The organism is Stenotrophomonas sp. CASM114, assembly GCF_049384325.1.
Taxonomy (GTDB): Bacteria; Pseudomonadota; Gammaproteobacteria; order Xanthomonadales; family Xanthomonadaceae; genus Stenotrophomonas; species Stenotrophomonas muris.
Genome location: NZ_JBMRGJ010000018.1, coordinates 20,603 through 45,743, shown reverse-complemented (window position 1 = coordinate 45,743; position 25,141 = coordinate 20,603). Strand labels below are relative to the sequence as shown.

The window sequence follows — 25,141 nt, the reverse complement described above, 5'->3', positions numbered from 1 at the left end:
GTTCAGAAGTCCCCGTAGAGTGATTCGCGCAGCTGCTGGCGGAACGGCTCCAGCTTGTGCGAATGCGGATGGAAGCCCAGGCCGATCCAGCGGTCGGTCTCGCGGCCGGTGCCATCGATCTGCACCTCGTGGCGGAACATCTCCTGGGTGGTGATCAGGTTGTCGCTGACCCCGGTGATCTCGGTGATCGAGACCAGCACCCGGCGCCCGCTGCCCAGTCGCGAGATCTGCACGATGAAATCAATGGCGCTGGCGATCTGCCGGCGCAGGCTGTCTTCGCTGCCTTGGAAGCCGGCAAACCCGGCCAGCATCTCGATGCGGTACAGGCAGTCGCGCGGCGTGTTGGCGTGGATGGTGGCCATCGATCCGTCGTGGCCGGTGTTCATCGCCTGCAGCATTTCCAGCACTTCAGCGCCGCGCACTTCGCCGACCACGATGCGGTCCGGGCGCATGCGCAGGCTGTTGCGCACCAGGTCGCGGATGCTGACCGCGCCGTGGCCCTCGGCGCCGCCGATGCGGCTCTCCAGGCGCACCACGTGCGGATGGTTCAGCGAAAGCTCGGCGGTGTCCTCCACGGTGATGACGCGCTCATCGGCCGGCACGTAGCTGGCCAGGGCATTGAGCAGCGAGGTCTTGCCCGAGCTGGTGCCGCCGGAGACCAGGATGTTGCAGCGCCCCAGCACCATCGCCTTCAGCAGTGCCTGCATCGGTGCGTCGAAGGTGCCCTTGGCGAGCAGTTCGTCGGGGGTGAACGGGTCCTTGCGGAACTTGCGGATGGACACCATCGGTCCGTCCACCGCCAGCGGCGAGATGATCGCGTTGAGGCGGCCACCGTTGGGCAGGCGCGCGTCGACCATCGGATTGGAATCATCCAGCCGGCGGCCGAGCGGGGCGAGGATGCGGCGCAGGATGCGCAGCAGGTGGGTGTCATCGGTGAAGCGCTGGGTGGCGCGCTTGAGCTGTCCGCCCTGCGAAACGTGCACATCCTTGAAGCCGTTGATCAGGATGTCTTCGATGGAGGGGTCGTGGAGCAGGTCGTCCAGCGGGCCGAAACCGGTCAGCTCCTTGACCAGTCCCTCGGCGACCACCTGCATCTCTTCTTCGTTGATCGGGATGCGCCATTCCTGGATGAAGCCCACGGTCTGCACCTGCACCCAGCGGGCGATGGTGTCCGGGGCCCAGGAATCGATGTCGATGCGCTCGTCCTCGATGCTGTTGAGCAGGTGCTCATGCGCGGCCGACAGCACCTTCTGGTACTGCTCGGTCTGCGCGAACGGCAGGTGGCCCGGGGCAGATTCGGGCAGTACCGGGCGGGCAACGGCGTGCGGGAACGGGGTTACCTTGTCTTCCATTGCGATCCACCCAGGGCAAGGGAGAGTCTTTCCCGCAGGCCATGCGGCTGGACCGGGCAGGCGGCCGGATCCAGGCGCGACACGAGCGGGGCGAGGGCACGCAGATAGGGGTCGCGCGGGGCATCCTGCAGCAGCAGGTGTCCCTGGCTGGCGGCCAGGCGCACGCGCGGTCGTTCGGGCAGCGTCGCCAGCAGCGGTACTTCGAAGCGGCGTGCGATCTGTTCCGGGCTCATGCCGCTGCTGTCATCGTGGCGGTTGATCACCAGTTGCAGGCGCTTCTCGCGCTCACGCTGGCCCGCCAGGTGCTTCAGGGCCTGGTCCAGAGAAACCAGCGTGGCGATCGAGGCATCGGTGACCAGCCAGATCTCGTCGGCCTGGTCCAGCAACAGGGGCGGAAGCTGCCGCAACGGGCAGCCGCCGGCATCGCACAGCACGCTGGCGAACACGCCGCGCAGGCGCTGCAGCAGCGCGCCAGGATCCGAGGGCGGGACGGCATCGCTGCCACTGGCACGATCCAGCAGCACCAGCCCGGAGTCATGGCGCGCCATGGCCGTGCGGGCGAGGGTGGCATCGATGCGGCTGGCATTGCGCAGCGCGTCTTCGTAGTGGAAGCGGCTGTCGAGATTGAGGTACAGCGCGAGGTCGCCGGAGGGCTGCGCCAGCTCCATCAGCAGGCCGTCCTGCTGCACGGCTTCGCCCTGGGCCAGGGCGCGCGTCTGCTGCGCCAGCACCGAAAGATGTGCGGCCAGGGTGCTGGTGCCGACGCCGGCGCGCACACCCAGCAGCACGATCAGGCGTGCCTTGTGTGCGTGCTGGGCAACCGCTGCCGGGCGCGGAGACAGGGCGCGCCGCAAGGCCGCCTCGATGCCTGCGTCGTCACTGTCCAGGTCCAGTACATCGCGCAGGCCGGCGCGCAGCGCGATCACCACGCCTTCGACCTGGCCGGCGCTGGTGGCGCCCACGGCCACCAGCGGCAGGTCCGGTTGGGTCTGCTGCAGCTGCTGCGCCAGCACGCTCGAGGCGGCCGCATGCTCGGGCCGGAAGTCGAGCAGCACCAGGCTCTGCGGGCCGCGTTGCAGGTCCTGGGCGGAGGTGGGGGCGTTGCTGTCCTGCCAATGCAGGGCGGTGCTCGGCGGAAGCTTGGCGGCCAGCCGGGGCAGCAGTTCGCGGTCGATGCCGTACAGGACCAGGTTCATTGGCGGTCCTTGCGGATGCAGCGGCTGGGCGGTGGCGTAGGGCATGGGCGTGGTATCGCAGGCATCATGGAGTCAGCGCGAGAATCCGGGCACCGGGTCCTGGCTGACCGGACCCAGCAACCAGGAACCCCACTCGGGGAGATGCGGCCTGGCTTCGCGCTCGCCGGGCAGCGGCAGTTCGGTGTTGCGCGCCAGTGGCTGCACCAGGCGCGGGGTGACGATGATCACCAGCTCCTTGTCCTGGCGCTTGTAATCGAAGTTGCGGAAGAACGAGCCGATGATCGGCAGGTCGCCCAGCAGCGGAATCTTGCTGACGTTGGAGACGATGTTGGAGCTGACCAGGCCCCCGATGACGAAACTCTCGCCATCACCCAGCTCGACGGTGGTGTCGGCGCGGCGGGTGGTGATCGAGGGAATCTGCACGTTGTTGAGCACAATGGCATTGCTGTAGTCCAGGTCGCTCGCTTCGGGCGCTACCTTCAGCGCGATGCGGTTCGCTGCCAGCACGGTCGGGGTCACGGTCAGGCCGATGCCGAACGGCTTGTAGGTGATGGTGGTGGTGCCAAGCCCCTGCGGTTCCAGGATCGGCAGTTCGCCACCGGCCAGGAAACTGGCGCTCTGCCCGGACAGCGCCACCAGCGTCGGCTCGGCCAGTACGCGGGCCATGCCATTGGCCTGCAGCAGTTCGACATCGGCGTTCCACAGCCCCTTGGTCGAGCCGAAAACAAGGCGGAATGCCGAGGAAATCGGCGAGACGGCCTCGTTGCTGCTGTTGCCTTCCTTCATGCCGGGCAGCAGGCCGGTGTTGCCCGGCAACCCGGTGCCGGGCCGCGCGAAGCCGTAGGCGAAGCCGCCGTTGCGGTTCTGGAAGTTGATGCCGATCTGCTTCATCGCGGTCTTGTTGAACTCGACCACCTTGACCTCGACCTGGACCACACCGCCGCTGCTGATGGTGGACGTATCGGCAAGCGCACCTTCCTTGCCCAGTGCCATCGCCGCCGTGCGTTGTTCCTGCATGTGCGAGAGCACGCTGTCAGTGCTTCCCTGCAAAAGGCCCTGCTGGTCCTGTTGGGTGAACACCAGATCGTTGCCGCCGGTGCTGGCCGCGCCCTGTACGGCGCTCTGCACCCGTACTGTCACCCGTTGCGGCTCGGCCTGCTTGCGGTGCCACAGCAGCAGGGTGGTGGTGCCGGGCATCCTGCCCACCAGCAGCGCCTGGCGCTGGCCGCGCAGCATCACGATGTCGGCAACGCCGGGGTCGGCAATGGCCACCCGTTCCAGGTCGGCCGGCAGGTTCCAGGGACGCTGCTCACGGGCCTGCAGCACCAGGTCATCGGCGGCCACGCTCGTTGCCGGTGCCAGCAGCACCAGCAGCAGGGCCAGCCACCGCTGGCGGGGAGAAAGGCGTGGACGGCGGCGACGTTCGGTCATGGATGCGCTCGATGCAGGTCAAAGGGAGCCACGGGGGGCGGAACTGTCGCCACGGATGATCTCGATACCCGAAGCGCGCGGGGCGCTGCGACGGGGCGCCAGCGCACGTGCGGGTGCATCCGCGTTGCTGCGTGGCGGGGCACTGCCGCGGCCGGCCAGCGCGTCGCCGTCGATACCGGCGAAGGCGTGGTTCTCCGGGCGCTGCAGTGCCAGCTGCTGCTCTGCGTCGAGCCCACGCAGCGGATCGATCACGCCGCGCGACTGAGGGAACAGTGCGAGGTCGGGCAGGCCCGTATCAGCGGGATTGCGCAGCGCCAGGAACAGCTTGCCCTGCTGCGCACCCAGCAGCAGTCGATTGGCGTCGGCCACCGGTACCGCCAGCACCGCGCTGCGCGCGGGTTGCGGGGCTTCATTGCTGCTGTGGCTGCCGCCACTGCCGGTGATGTCGGCCGCGCGCGGGTCGTTGCGGGTGTCGGCCTCGCTATTGGAGGTGGCTTCCGAGGCGACTGGCGCGATGTCCTGCTGCCCATAGCTCAGCACGCGCAGGCGCGACAGCAGCAGGCGCGTCTGCGCGGCTTCGGCGGGGCTGTTGATGCTGGGCTGGGCATTGCGCAGGTTGAGGAAGACGTCGACGAAGTCACCGGGAAGGATGCGGTTGCCGGCACCAACCAGTTCGTCCACGGGCACGGCCAGTGCGCGCTCGCCCGGCCGCAGCTGCAGCGAGAAGCCCTGTGCCAATGCGCTGCTGCTGATCGGGCTGCCTTCGGCGATGTCCTGCACCGGCACCTTGCCGACCACGGCGGCGATGCTGGTGGCGGCACCGGCGACGGGGGAGGTGCGCTGGGCCAGGCGCAGGTCGTTGGCGCTGATCGGCTCGCCCGCGGGCAGGCGCGCCACGGCTTCCACCACCGTGATGGCCTGCACTTCGTTGTGCGCGATCGGCGCGGCCGTGACCGGTGCGGCCGGTTTGCGCCCGATCATGAAGGCGATCAGCGCCAGCAGCACGGCCAGGCCGATCAGGGCGACGGCAGCGATGCGGGTCAACTTGAGCATGGAACCGTCTCCAAAATATCGGTCATCAGTTGCCGCTGCCGAGATCGAGCTGGGCGACCGCGACGCTGCGGATGGGAGCCTGCATCACCCACTTGTAGAGCGTGGCGGTGCCGGGCAGGAAGGGATGGCTGGCGTAGTCGTAGCTGACTGTCACGGTCATGCACTGGGCCGTGGCCAGGCCGGCGCAGGGCGCCTGCGCGGACACCACGATGTCATTGCTGCCCCCCGCGCTGCAGTCAACGTTCTGCTTGGAGAACTGCAGCAGCCATTGCATCGAGGTGCGTGCGGCGACGCAGGCGGCGGTGCGCCGTTCGCCGGCCGTGCCGTAGCGCAGCGAGGCGCGCGCACCTTCGGCCGAGGCGGTGGCCAGGGTCTGCTGCGCTGCCATGATCATCACCCCGGAGAAGGTGAACAGCAGCAGCGGCAACAGGCCGAGCATCAGCATCAGGGCGAACTCGATGCTGGCGACGCCGCGTTGCCGGCGCGGGCTGCGGATGTTCATGGTGCACCTCCGTAGATGCTTGCCAGCACCCAGCCGATGGCGGCGAGTGCGAGGTAGGCGGCATAGGGAATGCCACGTCGTCCCTGGCGTGCGGCCTGCATGTCGCGCAGGGCCGGATGCGCGTGCCATTGCGTGCTGGTGCGATTCACCTGCATCTGCAGGTGGCCGGGCAGCAACACGCCCAAGCGCCGGCCCGCCAGCACCAGCACGGCGTGCAACCCGGAGGCGAGGCTGGCGACCAGCCAGACCGGCAGCAGCGCCTGCCAGCCCAGCATCAGCCCCAGCACGGCAAAGAACTTCACGTCGCCGGCGCCCATCCAGCGCAGGGCATAGAACGGCAGCAGCGCCAACAGGCCGAGCGCCGCGCCGGCAACGTGGGGCAACCACGGCTGGCGCGGCGCACTGAACTGGCCGAAGACGATCACCACGGTGGCGATCACGCAAGCGGCGATCAGCCAGGCGTTGGGCACCCGACGGGCATACAGATCACTGATCGCGATCCGCAGGCATACGCCGATGGCCAACAATCCCAGCAGTGTCATCGCACACTCCGTCGTCCGTCACTGGACGGTCTTCGCCTGGTTCCATGCGCCCCACCGTCGCGGCTCTGCCGGCCGCGCGCGGTCGCCGCTCAGGTCGTCGAGCCCGACGCCTTGGTGGCCAGTGCGGAGAGGTTCTTGAACAGCGTTTCGAAGAACCCCTTGATCTGGTCGTTGCCGACCGCGATCAGGACACCAGCGATGACGGCAGCCAGCAGCCCGTACTCGAGCGCGGTGACACCGTCTTCTTCCTTCAGGAATTTGCGGATCGATGCGTTCATGACCAATGTCTCCCTCTACCTGTCTGCGGATGCAGTACACCTGCGTTGGGCGGTGGCCCGGCTCCGCCGGGATCGTCCGTGGGCCTCCGCGCGTCCTGGCGGAGGAGGCACGGCGGGATGGACCCGCTGTGCTCAAGCAGGGTGATCGTCTCCAGGCTGGCCGCCAGCCGCACGGTCGCGACCGCTCGGCCCGGGGCCGGTGGTCGAGGCATCCAATGATGCGTGCGTGGTCATGCTGTCCCCCTGGGTGCGGCCGGATCAGTTGGCCGGATCACCGTGCTATCGACTTTGCCTGAATGGACGTTGGCTGCAACAGGAACCTATATGCAAATTCGGCAGAAACCCCGCGATGCTGAAACTTTCAGGCCGTTTCTGTGACGAGAATCCGTTCGAAGGCAAAACGATTCATGCTCGTGCAGATTATGTGATTTCCATTTTCCGGCGCATGCGAGGACCGTGCCAATGGCGCCGACATTTTCTTCATCTGTGTATCTTTTTTCTTCATTGCAGCCCGCGGGTTTACCTTCGCCGATTATCGGGCATACTCCCATTCAAGCTGTTGCATTTCCATGGTTGGCCGCATCGGAGCCGATGCGGCCTGCGCGACAACGGAAGTGGTTTCTGGATCGCTGCGCGCCCTGTCAGGCAGTGGGGGCCGCATCGCATGGCGGATCAACGGGGGACAACACTGTCATGGTCGATGGTGGGGTAGGAGACAGCGGCGACAGCGGCCTGCGGTCGATAGACCTGGCCACGCTGAGCGGCGTGCTTCGTGTCTGTGATGTCGAACTGCTGCTGCTCGATGGCAATGGGCCACGTGCGGCATTCGCTTCGCGCGTGCACGAGGAAGCCCTGTTCTGCAGCATCAGCTGCGGTTTCCACTGCCGCGGCCGTTTCATGCTGCCGCCGGACTGGGCGATGCTCGGGTACCTGCACGCCACCGATGAGACGCTGAGCTGGTGCCATGGCGTACCGCTCACGCCGGGGATGGCGTTGACGATCATGCCGGAAGGCATCAGTGAGTTCACCCTGAGCCCAGGCACGCACATGACCCTGATGCTGCTGCCGGTGGCACGGGTGCAGCGCAAGCTGACCGAACTGAGCCTGCGCAGCACGCCTCCCGCTGGCCAGGCACTGTCACTGTTCAATCTGGCCAGCGAAGGCACGCCGTTGGCACGCCACTACCAGCAGCTGCACCTGCAGCTGGGGCAGGGTGCAGGCCTGCAGCCGGAAGAAACTGAAACCCTGCTGCACGAGCATGTGCAGGCCCTTCTGGGTGCCGGTGCGGCGGATCGCCCGGGTTGCAGCCGTGCACGGCGTACGCATTATCTGATCGCACAGCGGGCAGAGAACTTCATGCGGCTCAACCTGCGCCGCAATATCTACATGAATGAAATCTGCGATGCGGCTGGGGTCAGCGAGCGCGGCCTGCGTTATGCGTTCGAGGACCTGTTTGGAACCTCGCCCAACCGGTATCTCTCCATGCTGCGCCTGTGCGCGGCCTGCCGCAGCCTGTCGATGGCCGATTCCAGCCGTCGCTCGGTGAAAGCCATCGCCCTCAGCTGCGGCCTGTGGGATCTTTCGCGCTTCGCCGACAATTACCGCAAGGTATTCGGCGAACTGCCGCGCGATACCCTGATGCGCGCGCCCGCGCAGATCGGCCAGCCGGCCTGAGCCAAGCCCCGCAAGGGTTTTCGCGGCATTCGTGCCGGAATTGCACATCCGATTGCCGATCATGTTGCCGCTTCTGCATAAACGGCTGCCGATTCCGGCCGTGGATTTGCCGGAATGCGCGATTGCCGTGCCGGATTGAAGTGCGCCGCCACCGTTGCAACCGCTGAAATGTCAGTCACCTGCCTAACGGCAAGTCCACTGACATTCCAGTTGTTCGCCTACGGGGGAAATGCTCATGAACCGCATCTACCGGCGTGTATGGAACCGCCAGCTCAATGCTCTGGTTGTGGCCTCGGAACTGGCCACCGGCGACAGCGGCGGCGGCGCCGCACGCGATCCGCGCGCCTTCCTGCTGATGCCCACCGCGCTGGTCCTGGCACTGCTGTGCGCGCTGGCCAGCGGCCACGCAGGGGCATCGGAAACCAATCAGTCGCTGCGCGACCTGCAAGCGCTTGCGGCGAAGTATGCGCAGCCGATGCCGGTCAAGGTCGACGCGGAAGTGGCCTTGGCTGCCGCCGCGCGACAGGCGCAGAGCAGCCCCGCGATCAGTGCGGACGCTCGCCTGGGCCTGCAGTTGAACACCACATCGCTGCCGGTGGTGCGTGACGTATTGCCGGCCGCCGTGCAGGTGAAGCTGGCAGCGAACACCACGCCGAAGCAGGTGGCCGTGCCGGCGCTGGCGGCCGATGTACGCGCCACTGTCGGCCTGGGCAACACTGCGATCAAGGCGGCACAGGTGGATGCATCGCTGGCAGCGCACGTTGCGCCGGGCGCGCAGGCGCCGCTGGGCGTGGCTGCCGATGCGCGCGCCAGGGCCAAGGTCGGCATCGCTGGCCATCAGGTCGCTTCGATCGATTCGGGTGCCCAGGCGGCAGCGGGCCTCAGCGGTTCGTCCCTGAAGGCCTCTGTCGACGGCGACACCGACGCGCATCTGGCGGTGGCTGGCCATCACATCGAGGGGCAGGGCCAGGCCCGGGCGACGGCGGCGGTCACGCTGCCGGCCAAGGAGGAACTGCCGGGTGACACGCATGATCGCGCCATCAGTGCCGCGTTCGATGCCGGCGCCGCGGGCAAGGTGCGCGTGCAGGCGCCGGACGGCCAGGAAGTAGTCGCCGATCGCAACCTGAAGCTGGCCGGGCAGGCAACCGTAGCCGCGCAGCACAGCGCGCTGGGCGTCGGCGGTCTGGTGGGCGGAGCAGCGGATGCTGTCGGCGGGGCACTTCACGGTGCCGCGGGTGCGGTCGGTAGCACGGTGGGTGGTGCGCTGAACGGCACCGTTGGCACGGTTGGCGGTGCAGTGGGCGGCGCTCTGAACGGTACTGTCGGAACAGTCGGTGGCGCAGTGGGCGGTGCACTCAACGGCACAGTCGGCGCGGTCGGCGGTGCAGTGGGTGGCACGCTCAACAACGCGGTGGGCGCAGTCGGTGGTGCGGTTGGCGGTGCACTGAACGGCACGGTAGGCACGGTCGGTGGCGCAGTGGGCGGCGCTCTGAACGGTACTGTCGGAGCAGTCGGTGGCGCAGTGGGCGGTGCACTCAACGGCACAGTCGGCGCGGTCGGCGGTGCAGTGGGCGGCACGCTCAACAACGCGGTGGGCGCAGTCGGTGGTGCGGTTGGCGGTGCACTGAACGGCACGGTAGGCACGGTCGGTGGCGCAGTGGGCGGCGCTCTGAACGGTACTGTCGGAACAGTCGGTGGCGCAGTGGGCGGTGCACTCAACGGCACAGTCGGCGCGGTCGGCGGTGCAGTGGGCGGCACGCTCAACAACGCAGTCGGCGTGGTCGGTGGTGCAGTTGGCGGTGCACTGAACGGCACGGCAGGCACAGTTGGCGGCGCCGTGAGCGGCGCGCTCAACAACACGGTCGGTGCGGTCGGTGGTGCTGTGGGCGGAGCTCTGAACGGCACCGTTGGCCAGGTCGGCAGCGCAGTGGGCGGTGCGCTCAACAACACGGTCGGCGCAGTCGGTGGTGCAGTTGGCGGTGCTCTGAACGGCACGGTCGGCACAGTTGGCGGCGAACTGAACGGCACCGTCGGTACCGTTGGCGGTGCGGTGGGCGGAGCTCTGAACGGCACCGTTGGACAGGTCGGCGGCGCATTGGGCGGTACGCTCAACAACACGGTCGGCGCAGTCGGTGGTGCAGTTGGCGGTGCTCTGAACGGCACGGTCGGCACAGTTGGCGGTGCAGTGGGCGGTGCGCTCAACGGCGCGGTTGGCCAGGTCGGCGGCGCCGTGGGTGGCGCTCTGAACGGGACTGTCGGTACGGTCGGCGGTGCAGTGGGCGGCACGCTCAACAACACGGTAGGCGCAGTCGGTGGCGCTCTGAACGGCACTGTCGGTACCGTCGGCAGTGCGGTGGGTGGCGCACTGAACGGCACTGTCGGCCAGGTCGGCGGTGCAGTGGGCGGCACGCTCAACAACACGGTGGGCGCAGTAGGTGGCGCATTGAACGGTACCGTCGGCAGTGCGGTGGGTGGCGCTCTGAACGGCACCGTCGGCCAGGTCGGCAGCGCGGTGGGCGGCACGCTCAACAACACCGTCGGCACGGTCGGCGGCGCAGTGGGCGGCATTCTCAACGGCACCACCGGTAGCCCCGGCACAGGCCTGGGCGGCGTGCTGGGAAGCACGCTGGGCAACGTAGGCAGCGCGGTGGGCAACCTGCTCAACGGCAATCTCAATGGCACCGTCGGCAACCTGGGCAGCGCCGTGGGTGGCCTGGTGGGTGGCACGCTCGGCAGTCTCGGCCTGACCCAGCCGTCGGCGATCCCGCCGACCAGCCCGAAGGCACCGGCGCCGGCCGACCCGAATGCCGGCCTGATCATCGGCACCGGTGGCCTGGTCGGCAATGTCGGCCAGCTGATCGGGCCGACCACCACCAGCCTGTTCGGCGGCGATGGTTACGTCAGCAACGGCAATCTCAAGCTGAGCAACGCCAACGTGATGCAGACCTATTCGACGGTCAATGTGCTGGGCCTGCCGGTGGTCAACCTGTCGCCGGTCGGCAGCACGCTCAACGGCCTGGGCGGCGCAGCCACGGGTGGCAGCTCGCACCTGACCCTGATCGGTGGCGTCACCTCCGACAGCTACATCTACAACATCAACAACGGCAATCCCGGTGGCCTGCTGGGCCTTCTTCTGCCGACCGATTCGCCGGCGTGGGCGGCCAAGTGCCTGGACATCGCGCTGGCCGACATCTCCTGCTGGGCCGTCAACGCGGCGCAGGACTACCAGGTGCTGATGGGTGACGGCGCCTTCGCCAACGGCTCCAAGGAAGTGGTGATCGGTGCCAACGCACGGCATGAGCTGCCGAAGGTCGATGCCAACGTCGCCTTCCCCGGTGATGGCGTGAACGATCCCAGCAACCCGACCGGCGTGCCGACGGCCGACTATGCCGCGCGCATGGGCCATTCGGTGATCGTCGGCGACAGTGCCGTCGGCACCGCCAACGGGCAGACCCTGCTGGGTGCCGAGTCCACCTCCAACCAGGCCAACTCGGTCGCGCTGGGCTACCGCTCGGCCGCACTGCGTGGCGCGCAGGCCAGCTACAGTGCCTACGGCCTCACGGCGCCGCAGGTCTCGGCCGGTGAAGTATCGGTGGGCACCGCCGGTGGGGGCGAGCGCCAGATCACCAACGTGGCTGCGGGCAGCGGCAACACCGACGCGGTCAACGTAGCGCAGTTGAAGGGGGCCATCAGCCTGATCAATGGTGTGGCCGATGCCGCGGTGACCTACGATCTGGACGCCGGCGGCAATCCGAACTATCGACGGGTCACCCTCGGTGCAGGCACCGGCACCACCACCATCGGCAATCTCGCCGCCGGTGCGGTCACCGCGGGCAGCCTCGAGGCTGTCAACGGTGGCCAGCTGGCGGCCACGAACAGCGCGATCGCCAGCTTCTTCGGTGGTCGTGCAGCCTTTGACCCGGCCAGCGGCATCTTCACCGCACCGCTGTTCGAGATCAGCACGATCTCCACCACCGGCGCCATCGCCCAGGGCCTGTACACCAACGCCACCGATGCCTTCGCGGCGGTGGATGGTTCGCTGGTCAACCTCAACACGCAGATCACCGATATCCGCAACGGCGGTACCAAGTACCTGCGGGTGAACTCGACCGGTACCGAGGCCGTGGCCAGCGGCGCCGATTCGATCGCGGTCGGCACCAATGCGCGGGCGACGGCAGCCAACAGCATCGCAGTGGGTGCGGGAAGCCTTGCCGATCGTGCCAACACGGTTTCCATCGGTGCCGCTGGCGCAGAGCGTCAGGTCATCAACGTGGCGGCCGGTACCGCGGCCACCGATGCGGTCAACGTGGGACAGCTGCAGGCCTCGGAGCAGGGGGCACTGCGCTATGACCTCAACGCCGATGGCAGCGTCAACTATGCCAGCGCCACGCTGGGCCAGGCCGGCACCGCCACCACGCTGCGCAATCTCGGCCCGGGCCAGGTCAGCGCCACCAGCAGCGAGGCCATCAACGGGGCCCAGCTATTCGCCGCCAACCAGGCCGTGGCCACCCACCTCGGCGGTGGTGCTGCGGTCAGCGCCAGCGGCGTGCTGACCGCACCGACGTACTCGATCAACAACGTCGCCGCCAACGGCACCGTGACCAAGGGCAGCTACAACGACGTCGGCACCGCCTTTGATGCGGTCAGCAACTCGCTGGCCAACGTTGCCGACCAGACCGGCGAGATCGACAAGCTGGCCGTGAAGTACGATGTCGACGGCAGTGGCAACGTGCTCAACAGCGTGACGCTGACGGGCACCGGCACCGGCGCGGTGAAGATCACCAACGTCGCCGCCGGCAGCATCCTGGCCGGCAGCAGCGACGCCATCACCGGCGACCAGCTGTTCAGCACCCACAGCACCATCGCCAACTACTTCGGCGGCACCACTGCCTACAACGGCACCACCAACGCGTGGACCGCGCCGACGTTCAGCATCTCCAGCATCGCCACCGATGGCACCTTCACCAGCGGCGATTACAACAACGTCACCGCCGCCTTCACTGCCGTCGATGGCTCGCTGAAGGTCCTCAACCAGCGCATCACCAACGGTGGCGGTGGCAGTGCCTACCTGGCGGTGAACTCGACGGCGGCCGCAGCCACCGCGGCCGGTGCGGAAGCGGTCGCGGTCGGCCCGCAGGCCAGTGCAGCCGGTGCCAACAGCGTGGCGGTCGGCAACGGTGCCAGCAGCAGTGCCGGCAACAGCGTGGCGCTGGGTGCCGGTTCGGTGGCCAGCGTTGGCGCACAGAGCGGCTATACCGGCGCCTACGGCCAGACCGGTGCCAGCAACTCGGCCGGTGAGGTCTCGGTCGGCAGCAGCGGCAGCGAGCGCAAGATCACCCACGTTGCCGACGGCTCGGACACCTACGACGCAACCAATGTCGGCCAGCTGAAGAACGGCGTGAATTACGCCATCGACGAGTCGAAGAAGTACACCGACCAGAAGATCCAGAACATCACCAACGTGGCGGGCAGCTTCCGCGCCAACAACACCAACAACCTGGCCGATCCGTCCGCCAGCGGCGCCAACTCCGCCGCCGGTGGTGCAGGCTCCACTGCCGCCGGTGCCAACTCGACCGCGCTCGGCAATGGTTCACAGGCGCAGGCCGACAACTCGGTGGCATTGGGTGCAGGTTCGGTGGCGAACCGGGCCAACACGGTCTCGGTGGGTGCCAGCGGCGCCGAACGCCAGGTGGTCAACGTGGCCGACGGCTCGCAGGCCACCGACGCGGTCAACGTGCGCCAGCTGCAGGCGTCGCAGCAGGGCACCATCCGCTACGACACCACGGTGAACGGTGCGACCAACTACAACAGCGTCACCCTGGGCAGCACCAGCAGCGGCCCGACCACGGTGCGCAACGTTGCCGCTGGCACCGCCGGTACCGACGCGGTCAACGTGGATCAGCTGAAGTCGGGCATGGCGCAGACCCTTGACTGGTCCAAGGCCTACACCGACGAGCGCATGGGTGGCTTCGAGCGCGACCTGCGCAAGACCGACAACCGTGCTTCGGCCGGTATCGCCTCGGCGATGGCCACCGCAGCGCTGCCGCAGCCCAGCGAGGCGGGCCGCAGCATGGCCTCGATCGCGGCTGGCAGCTACAACGGCGAATCGGGCGTGGCGCTGGGCATCTCCGGTGTCTCCGAAGGCGGGCGCTGGATCTACAAGTTCAGCGGTTCGACCAACAGCCGTGGCGAGGCCGGCGTGGCCGTCGGTGCCGGCATCCAGTGGTGATCCCCGCCGCCGGGCCGCACCCGCGGCCCGGCATCGCGGAAACGTCTACAGGGGGAATGACATGAAACAGCATCGCATCGCCCGCGCCGGCCAACATGCCGCTACGCTGGGCCTGATCCTGGGGATGGGCCTGCTGGCCGCCTGCCGCAGCCATGCGCCGGCCACCGGCGGTCCCGTCGAAGCCACCGCCGTGCAGTTCCCGGAGGCCTCCAGGGCCTCGTTGAAGGAAGGCATCTATCCGGACGTCGCCGACCTGCGCCGCTTCGCGCCGGGCATGAGCAAGCGGCAGTTGTACACGCTGCTGGGCACGCCGCATTTCAATGAAGGCATGTGGGGCGTGCGCGAGTGGAACTACCTGTTCAACTTCCGCACCGCGCAAGGTGCGGAGTATTTCACCTGCCAGTTCCAGGTCCGCTTTGACAGCAAGGGCATCGCCCAGGCGGGTTACTGGAAGCCGGAATCGTGCGCGGCCGTGCTGGAGCCGCCGCGGCCACCGGTCCCGCCGGCACCGGCACCGGCACCGCTGCCGGAACAGCCGCTGCGGCTGTCGGCCGACGCGTTGTTCGGCTTCGACAGCGCGGTGCTGAGCGCGGAAGGGCAGCAGGCGGTGCAGGGCATCCTGGCGCAGGTACGCGAAGCCGCACAGGTGCAGTCGATCAGGGTGACCGGCTATACCGACCGTATCGGCAGCGCCAGCTACAACCAGGCGCTGTCGCAGCGCCGCGCCGAGGCCGTGCGCAGCGCGCTGGTGCAGGGCGGCGTGCCTGCGGCCAGCATCAGCGCCGAAGGACGCGGCGCGGCTGAGCCGATCGTGCAGTGCGGGCAGCGCAACCGGCGCGAGCTGATTGCCTGCCTGGCGCCGAACCGGCGCGTGCAGATCGCCGGGATGGCACAGCCACGTTGACCCTCCTGCGCCGGGGCGGTGCCCCGGCATCCCGAGTCCCCCCTGACCGCCGGCAGGCGTGGCAACGTCTCCCCCGTCGTCCACGCCTGCCTGCGGCTCAGGTCTTCAAACGGTGCACGCGATGAATGCCCAATTCCTGCCACTCTCCATGAAGACGGAAGCTACGCTCAGCGTGTACGGCCAGCTCGGCAACCATGCCGTGGTGCGCATCCCGGGCCGGCGCCTGCCCGGCCTGATCCTGCAGGCCGATACCGTGGCAGGGTTCCTGGCCCAACTGCAGGAAGCACAGGCCTGCCTGCGCAGCGGCCGCGCACAGCGCACCGACGCCGAGCTGGACATGCTGATCGACGTGCTGCAGCAGTGGTACGCCTTGATCGAATCGCGCCTGGCCGACGCCGGCGAGGCGCTGTAAAGAAAAAGGGGACGGAGGGGATTAAGTCGTTTCCTGCACACGCGGGGCAAGAACGACTTAATCCCCTCCGTCCCCTTTTCCTACGCGCGGGCGCGGACCAGCCAGCAGGCGGCATCCACGCGTACGCGGTCGCCTTCGATGAACGGCGCGAATGCAGCCAGCGCCTGGTGGCGAAGCACGGCGGCACGGGCTTCCGGCATTGAGCGCAGGGCCAGCCCCAACGGGCCCAGCTGGCCGACATAGGTGGGCAGGTCTTCGCGGGCGATCGAGCAGGACAGGTCTACCGCAACCACCTCCACATCCTTCCAACCGGCGGCCTGCACAAGCCGCTGTACCTGCCAGCCGTCGGCGAAGGCGAACTGTCCCGGCGCGCCGGGTACCCGGGGCGGCAGATCCAGTGCATCGCCGATGGCGCGCTCGGCCGTGGTCATGAATGGATTCTCGTCGGCACTGCGCCAGGCGATGAAGCGCAGCCCAGCGCCGGGTGTCGCGGCACGATGCAGGTTGGCGAACGCGGCCTGGCTGTCCTCGAAGAACATCACGCCCAGCCGCGACTGGATCCAGTCGAAGTGCGCGGACGGCAGAGGATGGCGCTGCGCGTCTGCCACGATGAAGTCCGCGTCCAGTCCCGCAGCCTCGGCGCGCTGGCGGGCCAGCGCCAGCATCGGCGCGGAGATGTCCAGGCCGGTGCTGTGTGTCGCCGGGCGTGCGGCGGCTGATGCCAGCAGGCTGGCACCGGTACCGCAGCCTACATCCAGCAGTTGCGTGACGGTCTCCGGAAGTTCGGCCACCAGCAGGTCGGCCATGGGCTGGAACAGGCCATCGAGAATGGCCTGCTGCGCAACCCAGACCTGGCCGCCAGGACCGTTCCACAGGGCGCTCTGATCAACGAGGGGTGTACGGGTCATGGTCTTGCCTTGCAGGGAAGTCGCCCATAGGTTGGCGCTTGAAGGTCACTTGAGGTCAAGCCCGTGCGTGAACTGGATATCGGCGAAGTGGTCAAGCGCAGTGGCGTGCCGGCCTCGACCCTGCGTTACTACGAACAGCTTGGGCTGCTGCAGGCACTGGGCCGTCGCGGCCTGCGCCGGCAGTACGACGAGCAGGTGCTGGAGCGGCTGGCACTGATCGGCCTGGGCCAGGCGGCCGGGCTGTCGCTGCAGCAGATCGGCGCATCCCTGCCGCCGCAGCGCGGATGCCTTACGCTGGATCGTGAGGCCCTGCTGGCGCAGGCTGATGTGCTGCAGCGGCAGATCATCCAGCTGCAACGGGTACGCCGGCACCTGCAACGTGCGGCGGCCTGCCCGCAGGCAGAGGATGCCCGGAAGTGCGGATCGTTCCGGAAGCTGCTGCGGGCACAGCAGCGCATGGCGGGTGGGTGAGAGAAGCGTATCCACGCATGGCGTGAATCCACTGCAGCACGACCTCGGCAGATCCACGCCCTGCGTGGATGAATCAATCGCGGGTGCTGACTTCCCACGTGGCATGCAGCACCCCCGGCACGTGCTCCATCCGTGCCAGCACCAGATCCAGCTCGTCGGCACTGACCGCGGTACTGACCAGCACCGCGATCACGTCGGTAGGCGCGTCGGCATGTTCGACCACCTGCACATCGCCCACCGGATACTGCGCGGCCTCCAGCGCATCGACCAGTCGCTCGCGCACCCGCGGTACGGCTTCGGCATCCACGCTCAGGCGCACTTCGTAGGTGGCTTCGGTCGCCGTCTCGTTGATCGGGATGCGGTTGATCGCATTCACCAGCGGCCGCAGCAGGGTGTTGCCGGCGATGATCAGCACGGTCAGCAGCACGCCCTCGGCCAGCATGTCCGCGCCGGTGCAGCTGCCGACCGCCGCCGAGCACCACAGGGTGGCGGCGGTGTTCAGGCCGCGCACGTTCATGCCTTCCTTCATGATCACGCCGGCGCCGAGGAAGCCTACACCGGAGACCACGTAGGAAATCACCCGTACCGCCTCGGCGCTGCCGGCGATGCGCATGCCCAGGTCGACGAAGGCGGCGGCGCCCACTGCCACCAGCACGTTGGTGCGCAGGCCGGCGGTGCGTTGCCGGTACTGGCGCTCGGCGCCGATCAGCGTGCCCAGCACGAAGGCGGCCAGCAGGCTGACCACGGTGTCGGCGAAGGGGCCGGCCTGGAAGGTCTCAATGAAGCGCATGGCCGGAGTCTACCCGGTCGAGGTGACAGTAGATCCACGCCATGCGCGGATTTCGAAAGTGTCAGAAACGACTTAATCCCCTCCGTCCCCTTTTTGCGGGGTCAGTCGGTGTCGTCGACGCGCTCGCCCATCAGTTCGCGCTGGCGCTTGTCCAGTTCCTCGGCGTAGCGCTTGCGGACGAAGGCTTCAGAGACCACGCCCAGGACCTGGCCGTCGGCGGCGACCACGGCCAGTTCATCGGCCTGGGTCTGGTCGAAGCGCTGCATCACGCTGACCACGTCCGCGGCCGGTGACAGTGACACGTCCCGGTTCTCGGCCAGCTCGCCGATCATGGTCTCCGGCTTCACGCCGTCGCCGTAGACGCGCGGAATCTGCACGATGCCTGCGTAATGGCCTTCGCTGTCGATCAGGATCACCCGGCTGCCCGAACCCAGCGGGAAGCGCTGGCGGAACGTGGCGGCATCGAGATCGGCCGGCGCGGTAGCCACGCCCTTGCGCATCAGCCGGCCGGCGTTGAGGTTCTGCACCCAGCCCACGTCGCGTGCGCTCTTGATGGTCTCGCCGCGCAGGTGCATGCGCCAGGTCGAGAACGAATAACCGAACCACTGCCGTACCAGCGTGCTGGAGACCAGCACCGCACTCATCACCACGCTGGTCAGCAGGAAGTCGTGGGTGCCTTCCAGCACCAGCATGGCCATGGTCATCGGTGCGCCGACCACGGCGGCGGCCAACGCTGCCATGCCAGCCAGCGCGGCGGACGTGGCATCGATCACCGGCACACCAGTGGCCATCGCCAGCAGGCCGGCGAACAGGGCGCCGACCAGGGTGCCCATGAACAACGAGGCGAAGAACAGGCCGCCGCGGAAACCAAACCCGAGCGAGATGCCCGAGGCCAGGCACTTCAGGGTCAGCAGGCCGCCGATCCAGATCAGCGGCAGGTGCGTGGTCAGGTCCAGGTGCAGCGCGCCATGGCCGGACGACAGCACCTGCGGGCTGGCCAGGGCCAGCGGAATCAGCAGCAGGCCGCCCACCACCGGCCGACCCCAGGCAGGCAGCGGGCTGCGCTTGACCGTGCCTTCGATCGAGGCGATCAGCCGCATCACCGCGATGCCGACCATCGCGCAGCAGCAGCCAAGCAGGCCGTAAATGGCGTAGTCGGCGGCGCGGACATCAATCGTCGAGGCAGCCGGCAGCAGGTAGGGCTCGATGCCGGCCTGGTCGGCCACGAATGCACCTGCCAGCGCGGCCACCGCCACCGGCGCCAGTGCGGCCGGGGTGTAGGCGCCGATGACGATCTCGAAGGCGTAGAACGCGCCGGCCAGTGGCGCCCCGAAGGCGGCCGCGATGGCACCGGCGGCACCGGCGCCGACCAGGATGCGCACGTCGTTGCGGCGCAGGCGCATCACCCTGCCCAGCTGCGAGCCGCTGCCCGCTCCCATCTGCGTATACGAAGCCTCCAGCCCGACCGAGGCGCCGCAGCCATTGGACAGCAGGGTCTGGGTCAGCACGATGAGGTTGTCGCGCATCGACATGCGCCCGCCATGCAGGGCATTGGCTTCGACCGCATCGAGCAGGGGCCGCTTGAGCCGGGTCGCGGCCAGGCTGACCAGGCCGACCAGCAGGCCACCCAGCGGCAGCACCAGCAGTGCGGTCCAGGTCAGCGCGGGCAGGGAGCTCAGGCGCATGCCGTCGTCGAGCCCGTACAGGGTGCCCTGCAGCCAGCGTGCGATGCCGGACTGCAGCAGGGTCAGGTAGCCGGCGATCAGGCCGACCAGCAGGGCAAGCGCGATGAACCACAGGTCGCTGCCGCGCAGGCGCAGGCGCAGGCCCTGGAAGGCCAGATGCAGGCGCGATGGCGAAACAGGCAGTGACATGGTGGCGGCATGATACGCCGCCACCGTGGTCGCCGCCGTCACTGCATCGGGCGGTTACCGCGTCAGAAGCGGTAGCGGCCCTGCACGTAGAAGGTGCGTGGCGCAGCCACCATGCGGCCGGCGTTGCCATCGACGTTGCGGGTGTACCAGCGCTTGTCGGTCAGGTTGTTCACGCCCAGCGCGATCTCGCTGTCGTCCAGCCCCGGCACCTGCCAGGCCACCTGCGCGTTCCACAGGCGCACGCCCGGCACGCGGCCCACGCGCGCGTCAGCGGTTTCTTCCCAGGTGTTGGCGGCATCGGAGAACTGGCCGCTCTGATGGGTGCTGGAGACATTGAAGGTCCAGCCGGCCAGTGCGTAGCGGGCGCCGACGCTGTCGGTGTCGCGCGAGTAGAAGGGCACGTCCAGGCCGCGGTTGTCACCGGACTGCTGGATCGCCTGGGTCCAGGTGTAGTTGGCGTACAGCTCCAGCCCGGCCAGCGCACTGTCCTCGGCGAAGTGGTACTCCAGCGCGCTCTCCACGCCCTTGTGGTCGGTGGCGCCGATGTTCTGGAAGGTCGGTGGGGTGATCCCCGGCACCTGCAGGATCTGGTTGTCGAAGCGCATCTTGAACACGGTCACTTCCGCGCGCAGTGCGCCGTCCTGCCAGCGCGCGCCCAGTTCGGCGGTCTTTGCCACTTCCGGTTTGAGCGGATTGCTGGCGGTCTGGGAATTGAGCTGGATGTTCTGCACCGGCCCGAACGAGGTGGTGTAGTTGCCGAACACAGTCAGCCGCGGCGTCAGCAGGTAGGCGATGTTGAGCGAGGGCAGGGCCTTGTCGTTGCGGCTGCTGAAGGTCGCCGTGCCACCGGCCTGGCGGCGGTCCATGTCGATCCATTCCATGCGCACGCCCGGGGTGATCCGCCACTGGCCGATCGCGATGCGGTCGTCGATGTAGAACGCATGGGCATCGGTCGCGTTGTCGAAACGGGTGGTGGCACTGGCCACGCCGGTGCGGCGGCTGACGGTGTAGCTGCGGTCGTTGCCCCGTTCGCGCAGGAAGCGGTAGCCGGCGGTGATGTCGTGCACCGTGCTGCCCCAATGCAGGCGCTGGGTATAGCGCGGCTCGATGCCAAGCACGCGGTAATCGCGCGGCTGCACGGTCAACTGGGTATTGGCCGCGTTGATCAGCGAGCTGGCGCGGCTGCTTTCGTTGTAATAGGCCAGCACCTCGAATTCGCTGTTGGCCGACAGCGTGTTGGTGTAGCCCAGGTCGATGCCGGTGCGGTGGCCCTTCCAGAAATCGGTGGAGCGGGTGTTCTGGAACGGGTCGGCCTCGTATTGCGCGCGGGTCAGGCCGCCCGGGGTCAGCGAGCGCACATCGTAGTACGACAGCTTGGCACGCAGTTCCTGCTGCGCGTCGATGGCATAGGCGAACTTCAGCGCCAGGTCGTTGAAGCGGTCATCGCTGCCCTGGCGCCAGCCACGCCCGTCCTGGCCGGAGTACAGCAGGGCCGCGCCCAGGCCGTTGTCGCCGGTACCGCCGAGGAAGGCGTTGTACTGGGTGCTGTCACCGCCGCCATGGTCGTAGGCGGTGTAGCGCACGCCCGCTTCGCCGTGCAGGCCTGCCTCGGTGGGGATGGCGCGGGTGCTGAAGTTGATGATGCCGCCCACGTTCTGCGGGCCGTAGCGCACCGCGCCGCCGCCGCGCACCACGTCGATCGATTCGATGTTGGACAGGCTGGTCGGCGCGAACGACAGCTGCGGCTGGCCATACGGCGCCACCGCCAGCGGTACGCCGTCCAGCAATACGGTCGAGCGCGGCGAGTAGCGTCCGGTCAGGCCGCGCACGCCGATGTTCAGCGAGACCGAGCTGCCGGCCGTGCCGGAGTTGTCGGTGACCTGCACGCCGGGGATGCGGCGCATGGCATCGCCGATGCTGGCCGCGCCGCTGGCCTCGATGCGCTGGCGGTCGACCACCGTGCGCGCGCCGGCGAAGCTCTTGACGCTGTCATGCAGGCCGGTGCCCAGCCAGCTGCCGGACACCTGGATGCTGTCCAGCGTTGTGGCGCCGTCCTGGGCGAAGGCACGGGTGGCCGGGAGCAGGCACAGGGCGAGGGCGGCAGCCAGGGGCAGGCGGGCCGGTTGCAGGGCGTGGATGGGCATCGATGCGGGTTGTGGAAGGTCGTAAATGAGAATTATTGCTGATTCCATTCGCTATTGGAATGCGCCTCCGGTTCATACCGATGCCCCGGTGGTAGAGTGGGCGATTGCTTCCTGACTCGCCGAGATCCGCCATGTCCCAAGCCGCCTTCTACCCCGTCGGAACTCCTGGCCAACCGTGGGGAGCGGCGGAACGGGAGCTGTGGCGTGGTCGCCAGCAGCGCCTGCGTCGCTATGACCAGGAGGTGCTGCCGCGCATCGAGGCGCTGGCCTCGTGTTTCGACAAGGTGGCCTATGGCCAGCTCGACTACGCTGGCGAGACCTATACGTTGTTCGCCCTGCGCAGCCGCGACTGGAACCCGGCGCTGCCCGCCGCGCTGGTTACCGGTGGCGTGCACGGCTATGAGACCAGTGGCGTGATGGGCGCGCTGGAGTTCCTCGAAAAGCACGCCGCCGACTATGCCGGCAAGGCCAACCTGCTGGTGGCGCCGTGCGTGAATCCGTGGGGCTTCGAGCGCATCAACCGCTGGAACTTCGATGCGATCGACCCGAACCGCAACTTCCGCGCCGATGGCCCGGCCCGCGAGTCGACCGCGCTGATCGAGCTGGTTGCACCGATCAAGGGCCAGTTCGTGCTGCACATCGACCTGCACGAGACCACCGACAGTGATGAAAGCGAGTTCCGCCCGGCGCTGGCCGCGCGTGACGGCAAGCCGTTCGAGCCGGGCCTGATTCCGGATGGCTTCTACCTGGTGGATGACAGCGAGGCCCCGCAGCCGGCCTTCCAGCAGGCGGTGATCGCCGCGGTGGAGAAGGTCACCCATATCGCCCCCGCCGACGACAAAGGCGAGATCATCGGTTCGCCGGTGATCGCCCACGGCGTGATCGAGTATCCGCTGGTGAAGCTGGGCCTGTGCGCCGGCATTACCGGCGCGAAGTACACCACCACCACCGAGGTCTACCCGGACAGCCCGCGGGCCACCCCGCAGCAGTGCAACGACGCACAGGTGGCAGCGGTGTGCGCGGCGCTGGATTACGCGCTCGCCCATCGCTGACAGATAAAAAGGGGACGGAGGGGATTAAGTCGTTTGTGCCCCAGTACCGCCGGGGCACAAACGACTTAATCCCCTCCGTCCCCTTTTTCACCCCAACGCGTCGGCCCACCACAGTGCGGCTGGGCCTGGCGGCGTGTCGCGGCGCCACAGCAGGTCGCTGTGGATGCGCCGCGGCCAGCCGGGCAGCACCAGTTCCACCAGCCGCCCACGGTCATAGCGCTGCACCAGCGCCCGCGGCAGTTCGGCCCAGCCGATGCCGTCCTCGGCCATCTCCATCACCATCAGGTAATCGGTGGCGGTCCACGCGAGGCCGGTGACCAAGCGGGTCTGATCGACTTCCGCGCTCAGGCGCACCTGCCGATGCCGTGCCAGTTGTGCGGCGGCGCGACGCCCGGCGCTGGCCAGCGGGTGTCCGCGCGCCACGTACACCGACAGTTCGCTGTGGTGCGCCAGCGGCCGCGCCACCAGCCCATCGGGATAGCGCTCCTGCCTGGGCAGCAGGCCCAGCGCGGCGCGGCCGCTGCTCACCCGTTCCAGCACGTCCTCGCCTTCGGCATCCAGCCACTCCAGCTCGATCTCCGGGAACGCTTCGGCGAAGCGCTGCAGGATCCGCTGCTCGGGATCCAGCTGGTAGACATCGGAAAACACCACGGTCAGGCGCGGCTCGACCGGCGCGGACAGGCGCACGCTCAACTGCTGCAGGCGCGCATCGGCGGCCAGGATCTCCTGTGCGTGGCCCAGCACCTGGCGCCCGGCCTCGGTCAGCCGCGGGTAGCGCCCGCTGCGGTCGAACAGGCTCACGCCGAGGTCGGCTTCCAGGTGGGCAATGGCGGTGCTGACCGTCGACTGGGTCTTGCCCAGCCGCCGTGCCGCGGCCGAGAACGAGCCCAGCGCGGCGGCTTCCACGAAGGCCTGTAGGGATTCAGGGGAATAGGGCATTGATCCATCGCTCCTGTCGATGGAATCCATTTTGATACCACCGTAAAAGGCGATGATACTAACCACCGTCGCCCCTGTCTGCGAGGGGCGTTCCGGACCCTCCACGCGCGGCGTGGATCCATTGATGAGGCGGCGCGGTCCCCGTCCTGCAAGGAGTTTCACATGTCCCGTACTGTTCCCGCCCGTGGCGCGCTGGTCGCCTGGGCCTGCCTGACCGTGGCGATCGTCGCCGAAGTGGTCGGCACCTCGTTCATGGCCCACGCCGCCCGCGATGGCGGCTGGACCGGTTATCTGATCATGGCCGGTGCGCTGGCACTGTCCTACTTCTTCCTGGCGCAGTCGGTGCGTCGCATCGCGGTGGGCGTGGCCTACGCGGTGTGGGAAGGCCTGGGCCTGACCCTGCTGACCGTGGTCGGCCTCACCGTGTTCGGCGAGAGCCTGTCGCTGCAGCAGCTGGCCGGCCTGGTGCTGGCGGTGGTGGGCATCGTCTGCGTCACCCTCGGGGAGGCACACTGATGAATACCCTGGCTCTGTTTTTCGTGATCTGTTCGGCGCTGATCGATGTCGCCGCGAACATGATGGTGGCCAAGTCGGAAGGCTTCCGCCGCTGGCGCTGGGGTGTCGCTGCGATCGTCATGGTCTGGATCGCCTTCGCCCTGCTGGGCCAGGCGGTGCGTTACATGGACCTGGCCACCGCCTATGCGATGTGGGGTGCGATCGGCGTGATCGGAACCGCCACCTGCGGACGCCTGTTGTTCGGCAACCGCCTGCGTCCGATCGGTTGGATCGGCATCGGTCTGGTCACTGCGGCGGTGCTGCTGCTCAGCACCGCCAAGTAGCAACGGGTCTTTTCGCGGGCGTGGCGGCACCGGTGCGGGCGATTTGCGAAGTCGCCCGCGCTCGCCGACACTGCGGCTTTCCACAAGGAGTGCCCGCATGTTCAGCCACATCACCGTTGGAACGAACGACATGGACGTCGCGCATCGCTTCTACGATGCCCTGTTCGCCGCGATGGGGGCACGTCCGGGTGTGTTCGACGAAAAGGGTCGGCTGCTGTACTTCAAGGATGGGCGGATGTTCGGCGTGACCGCGCCGATCGATGGGCAGCCAGCGTGCCATGCCAACGGCGGCACCATCGGTTTCAGTCTGGGCAGTGCAGAGGCCGTGCGTGCCTGGCAGGAAGCTGGCGTGGCTCACGGTGGCACCGCAATCGAAGATCCGCCCGGCGTCCGCAACATGTCCGGTCGGCAGGTGTTTCTGGCCTATCTGCGTGACCCGGATGGCAACAAGCTGTGTGCGGTGCATGTAATGTCGTGATCGGACAGGACGCGCGTGGCCGCGGCGCGGCCCGCGCGGGCAAGGTTGCGCTCCGGCGCGCGCGTGATAACAC

The 25,141-nt window shown here is 68.0% G+C and carries 21 protein-coding genes; 9 read left to right on the top strand and 12 right to left on the bottom strand.

What is annotated here, in order from left to right:
- Window positions 1–2: 2 nt before the first annotated feature.
- The 7 genes from VG566_RS15715 to VG566_RS15685 all read right to left on the bottom strand — a co-directional run bounded on the left by VG566_RS15715 (window position 3) and on the right by VG566_RS15685 (window position 6,354).
- Window positions 3–1,352: a CpaF family protein gene (locus VG566_RS15715; protein ID WP_197561583.1), complete on the bottom strand. Its 1,350-nt coding sequence runs from the start codon at window positions 1,350–1,352 to the stop codon at window positions 3–5.
- Window positions 1,337–2,593 carry an AAA family ATPase gene (locus tag VG566_RS15710; RefSeq protein ID WP_041863560.1) on the bottom strand — a complete coding sequence of 419 codons (1,257 nt, stop codon included), beginning with the start codon at window positions 2,591–2,593 and terminating at the stop codon, window positions 1,337–1,339. The genes VG566_RS15715 and VG566_RS15710 overlap by 16 nt, the downstream gene beginning before the upstream one ends.
- 27 nt (window positions 2,594–2,620) lie before the next feature.
- Complete coding sequence (locus tag VG566_RS15705; RefSeq protein WP_032962552.1) at window positions 2,621–3,979, bottom strand: type II and III secretion system protein family protein; 1,359 nt, start codon at window positions 3,977–3,979, stop codon at window positions 2,621–2,623.
- Window positions 3,980–3,997: 18 nt separating this feature from the next.
- A complete protein-coding gene (gene cpaB / locus VG566_RS15700) occupies window positions 3,998–5,032 on the bottom strand; it encodes a Flp pilus assembly protein CpaB (RefSeq protein ID WP_049408169.1) in 1,035 nt (344 codons plus the stop codon).
- Between the two features lie 25 nt (window positions 5,033–5,057).
- Complete coding sequence (locus VG566_RS15695) at window positions 5,058–5,534, bottom strand: TadE/TadG family type IV pilus assembly protein (RefSeq protein WP_241884024.1); 477 nt, start codon at window positions 5,532–5,534, stop codon at window positions 5,058–5,060.
- A complete protein-coding gene (locus VG566_RS15690; RefSeq protein WP_197561585.1) occupies window positions 5,531–6,076 on the bottom strand; it encodes a prepilin peptidase in 546 nt (181 codons plus the stop codon). The genes VG566_RS15695 and VG566_RS15690 overlap by 4 nt, the downstream gene beginning before the upstream one ends.
- Window positions 6,077–6,165: 89 nt before the next feature.
- A complete protein-coding gene (locus tag VG566_RS15685) occupies window positions 6,166–6,354 on the bottom strand; it encodes a Flp family type IVb pilin (RefSeq protein WP_005416979.1) in 189 nt (62 codons plus the stop codon).
- A 693-nt stretch (window positions 6,355–7,047) separates the two neighbouring features.
- Between VG566_RS15685 and VG566_RS15680 the strand changes: the two genes are divergently transcribed.
- The 4 genes from VG566_RS15680 to VG566_RS15665 all read left to right on the top strand — a co-directional run bounded on the left by VG566_RS15680 (window position 7,048) and on the right by VG566_RS15665 (window position 15,573).
- Window positions 7,048–8,028 carry an AraC family transcriptional regulator gene (locus VG566_RS15680; RefSeq protein WP_032962548.1) on the top strand — a complete coding sequence of 327 codons (981 nt, stop codon included), beginning with the start codon at window positions 7,048–7,050 and terminating at the stop codon, window positions 8,026–8,028.
- Window positions 8,029–8,263: 235 nt separating this feature from the next.
- On the top strand, window positions 8,264–14,257 hold the full coding sequence (locus tag VG566_RS15675; protein ID WP_241884023.1) for an ESPR-type extended signal peptide-containing protein: 5,994 nt from the start codon (window positions 8,264–8,266) through the stop codon (window positions 14,255–14,257).
- 61 nt (window positions 14,258–14,318) lie between these two features.
- Window positions 14,319–15,161 carry an OmpA family protein gene (locus tag VG566_RS15670; RefSeq protein WP_049407421.1) on the top strand — a complete coding sequence of 281 codons (843 nt, stop codon included), beginning with the start codon at window positions 14,319–14,321 and terminating at the stop codon, window positions 15,159–15,161.
- 148 nt (window positions 15,162–15,309) lie between these two features.
- Window positions 15,310–15,573 (top strand): DUF6959 family protein, encoded by a 264-nt coding sequence (locus VG566_RS15665; RefSeq protein ID WP_223224455.1) that lies wholly within the window; start codon window positions 15,310–15,312, stop codon window positions 15,571–15,573.
- An 80-nt stretch (window positions 15,574–15,653) separates the two neighbouring features.
- On the opposite strand, the gene VG566_RS15660 is transcribed toward VG566_RS15665, so the two are convergent.
- Window positions 15,654–16,481: a class I SAM-dependent methyltransferase gene (locus VG566_RS15660; RefSeq protein ID WP_241884022.1), complete on the bottom strand. Its 828-nt coding sequence runs from the start codon at window positions 16,479–16,481 to the stop codon at window positions 15,654–15,656.
- Window positions 16,482–16,544: 63 nt separating this feature from the next.
- On the opposite strand from VG566_RS15660, the gene VG566_RS15655 reads away from it, so the two are divergent.
- The gene (locus tag VG566_RS15655) at window positions 16,545–16,952 is read left to right on the top strand and encodes a MerR family transcriptional regulator (protein WP_069116465.1); all 408 of its coding nucleotides are present in this window, start codon (window positions 16,545–16,547) and stop codon (window positions 16,950–16,952) included.
- Between the two features lie 73 nt (window positions 16,953–17,025).
- On the opposite strand, the gene VG566_RS15650 is transcribed toward VG566_RS15655, so the two are convergent.
- The 3 genes from VG566_RS15650 to VG566_RS15640 all read right to left on the bottom strand — a co-directional run bounded on the left by VG566_RS15650 (window position 17,026) and on the right by VG566_RS15640 (window position 21,760).
- On the bottom strand, window positions 17,026–17,742 hold the full coding sequence (locus VG566_RS15650) for an MgtC/SapB family protein (RefSeq protein ID WP_032962543.1): 717 nt from the start codon (window positions 17,740–17,742) through the stop codon (window positions 17,026–17,028).
- Window positions 17,743–17,843: 101 nt separating this feature from the next.
- Window positions 17,844–19,616 carry a chloride channel protein gene (locus VG566_RS15645; protein WP_046431088.1) on the bottom strand — a complete coding sequence of 591 codons (1,773 nt, stop codon included), beginning with the start codon at window positions 19,614–19,616 and terminating at the stop codon, window positions 17,844–17,846.
- A gap of 62 nt (window positions 19,617–19,678) precedes the next feature.
- Window positions 19,679–21,760, bottom strand: coding sequence for a TonB-dependent siderophore receptor (locus VG566_RS15640; protein WP_241884021.1), 2,082 nt, complete (start codon window positions 21,758–21,760; stop codon window positions 19,679–19,681).
- A 131-nt stretch (window positions 21,761–21,891) separates the two neighbouring features.
- On the opposite strand from VG566_RS15640, the gene VG566_RS15635 reads away from it, so the two are divergent.
- The gene (locus tag VG566_RS15635; RefSeq protein ID WP_241884020.1) at window positions 21,892–22,812 is read left to right on the top strand and encodes a M14 family metallopeptidase; all 921 of its coding nucleotides are present in this window, start codon (window positions 21,892–21,894) and stop codon (window positions 22,810–22,812) included.
- Window positions 22,813–22,899: 87 nt separating this feature from the next.
- On the opposite strand, the gene VG566_RS15630 is transcribed toward VG566_RS15635, so the two are convergent.
- Window positions 22,900–23,751, bottom strand: coding sequence for a LysR family transcriptional regulator (locus VG566_RS15630; RefSeq protein ID WP_049407431.1), 852 nt, complete (start codon window positions 23,749–23,751; stop codon window positions 22,900–22,902).
- A gap of 162 nt (window positions 23,752–23,913) precedes the next feature.
- On the opposite strand from VG566_RS15630, the gene VG566_RS15625 reads away from it, so the two are divergent.
- The 3 genes from VG566_RS15625 to VG566_RS15615 all read left to right on the top strand — a co-directional run bounded on the left by VG566_RS15625 (window position 23,914) and on the right by VG566_RS15615 (window position 25,068).
- Entirely contained in the window at window positions 23,914–24,267 is a 354-nt protein-coding gene (locus VG566_RS15625; protein ID WP_010485170.1) for an SMR family transporter, read from the top strand.
- Window positions 24,267–24,590: a DMT family transporter gene (locus VG566_RS15620; protein WP_014647443.1), complete on the top strand. Its 324-nt coding sequence runs from the start codon at window positions 24,267–24,269 to the stop codon at window positions 24,588–24,590. The genes VG566_RS15625 and VG566_RS15620 overlap by 1 nt, the downstream gene beginning before the upstream one ends.
- A 97-nt stretch (window positions 24,591–24,687) precedes the next feature.
- Window positions 24,688–25,068: a VOC family protein gene (locus VG566_RS15615; protein ID WP_046431075.1), complete on the top strand. Its 381-nt coding sequence runs from the start codon at window positions 24,688–24,690 to the stop codon at window positions 25,066–25,068.
- Window positions 25,069–25,141: the final 73 nt, after the last annotated feature.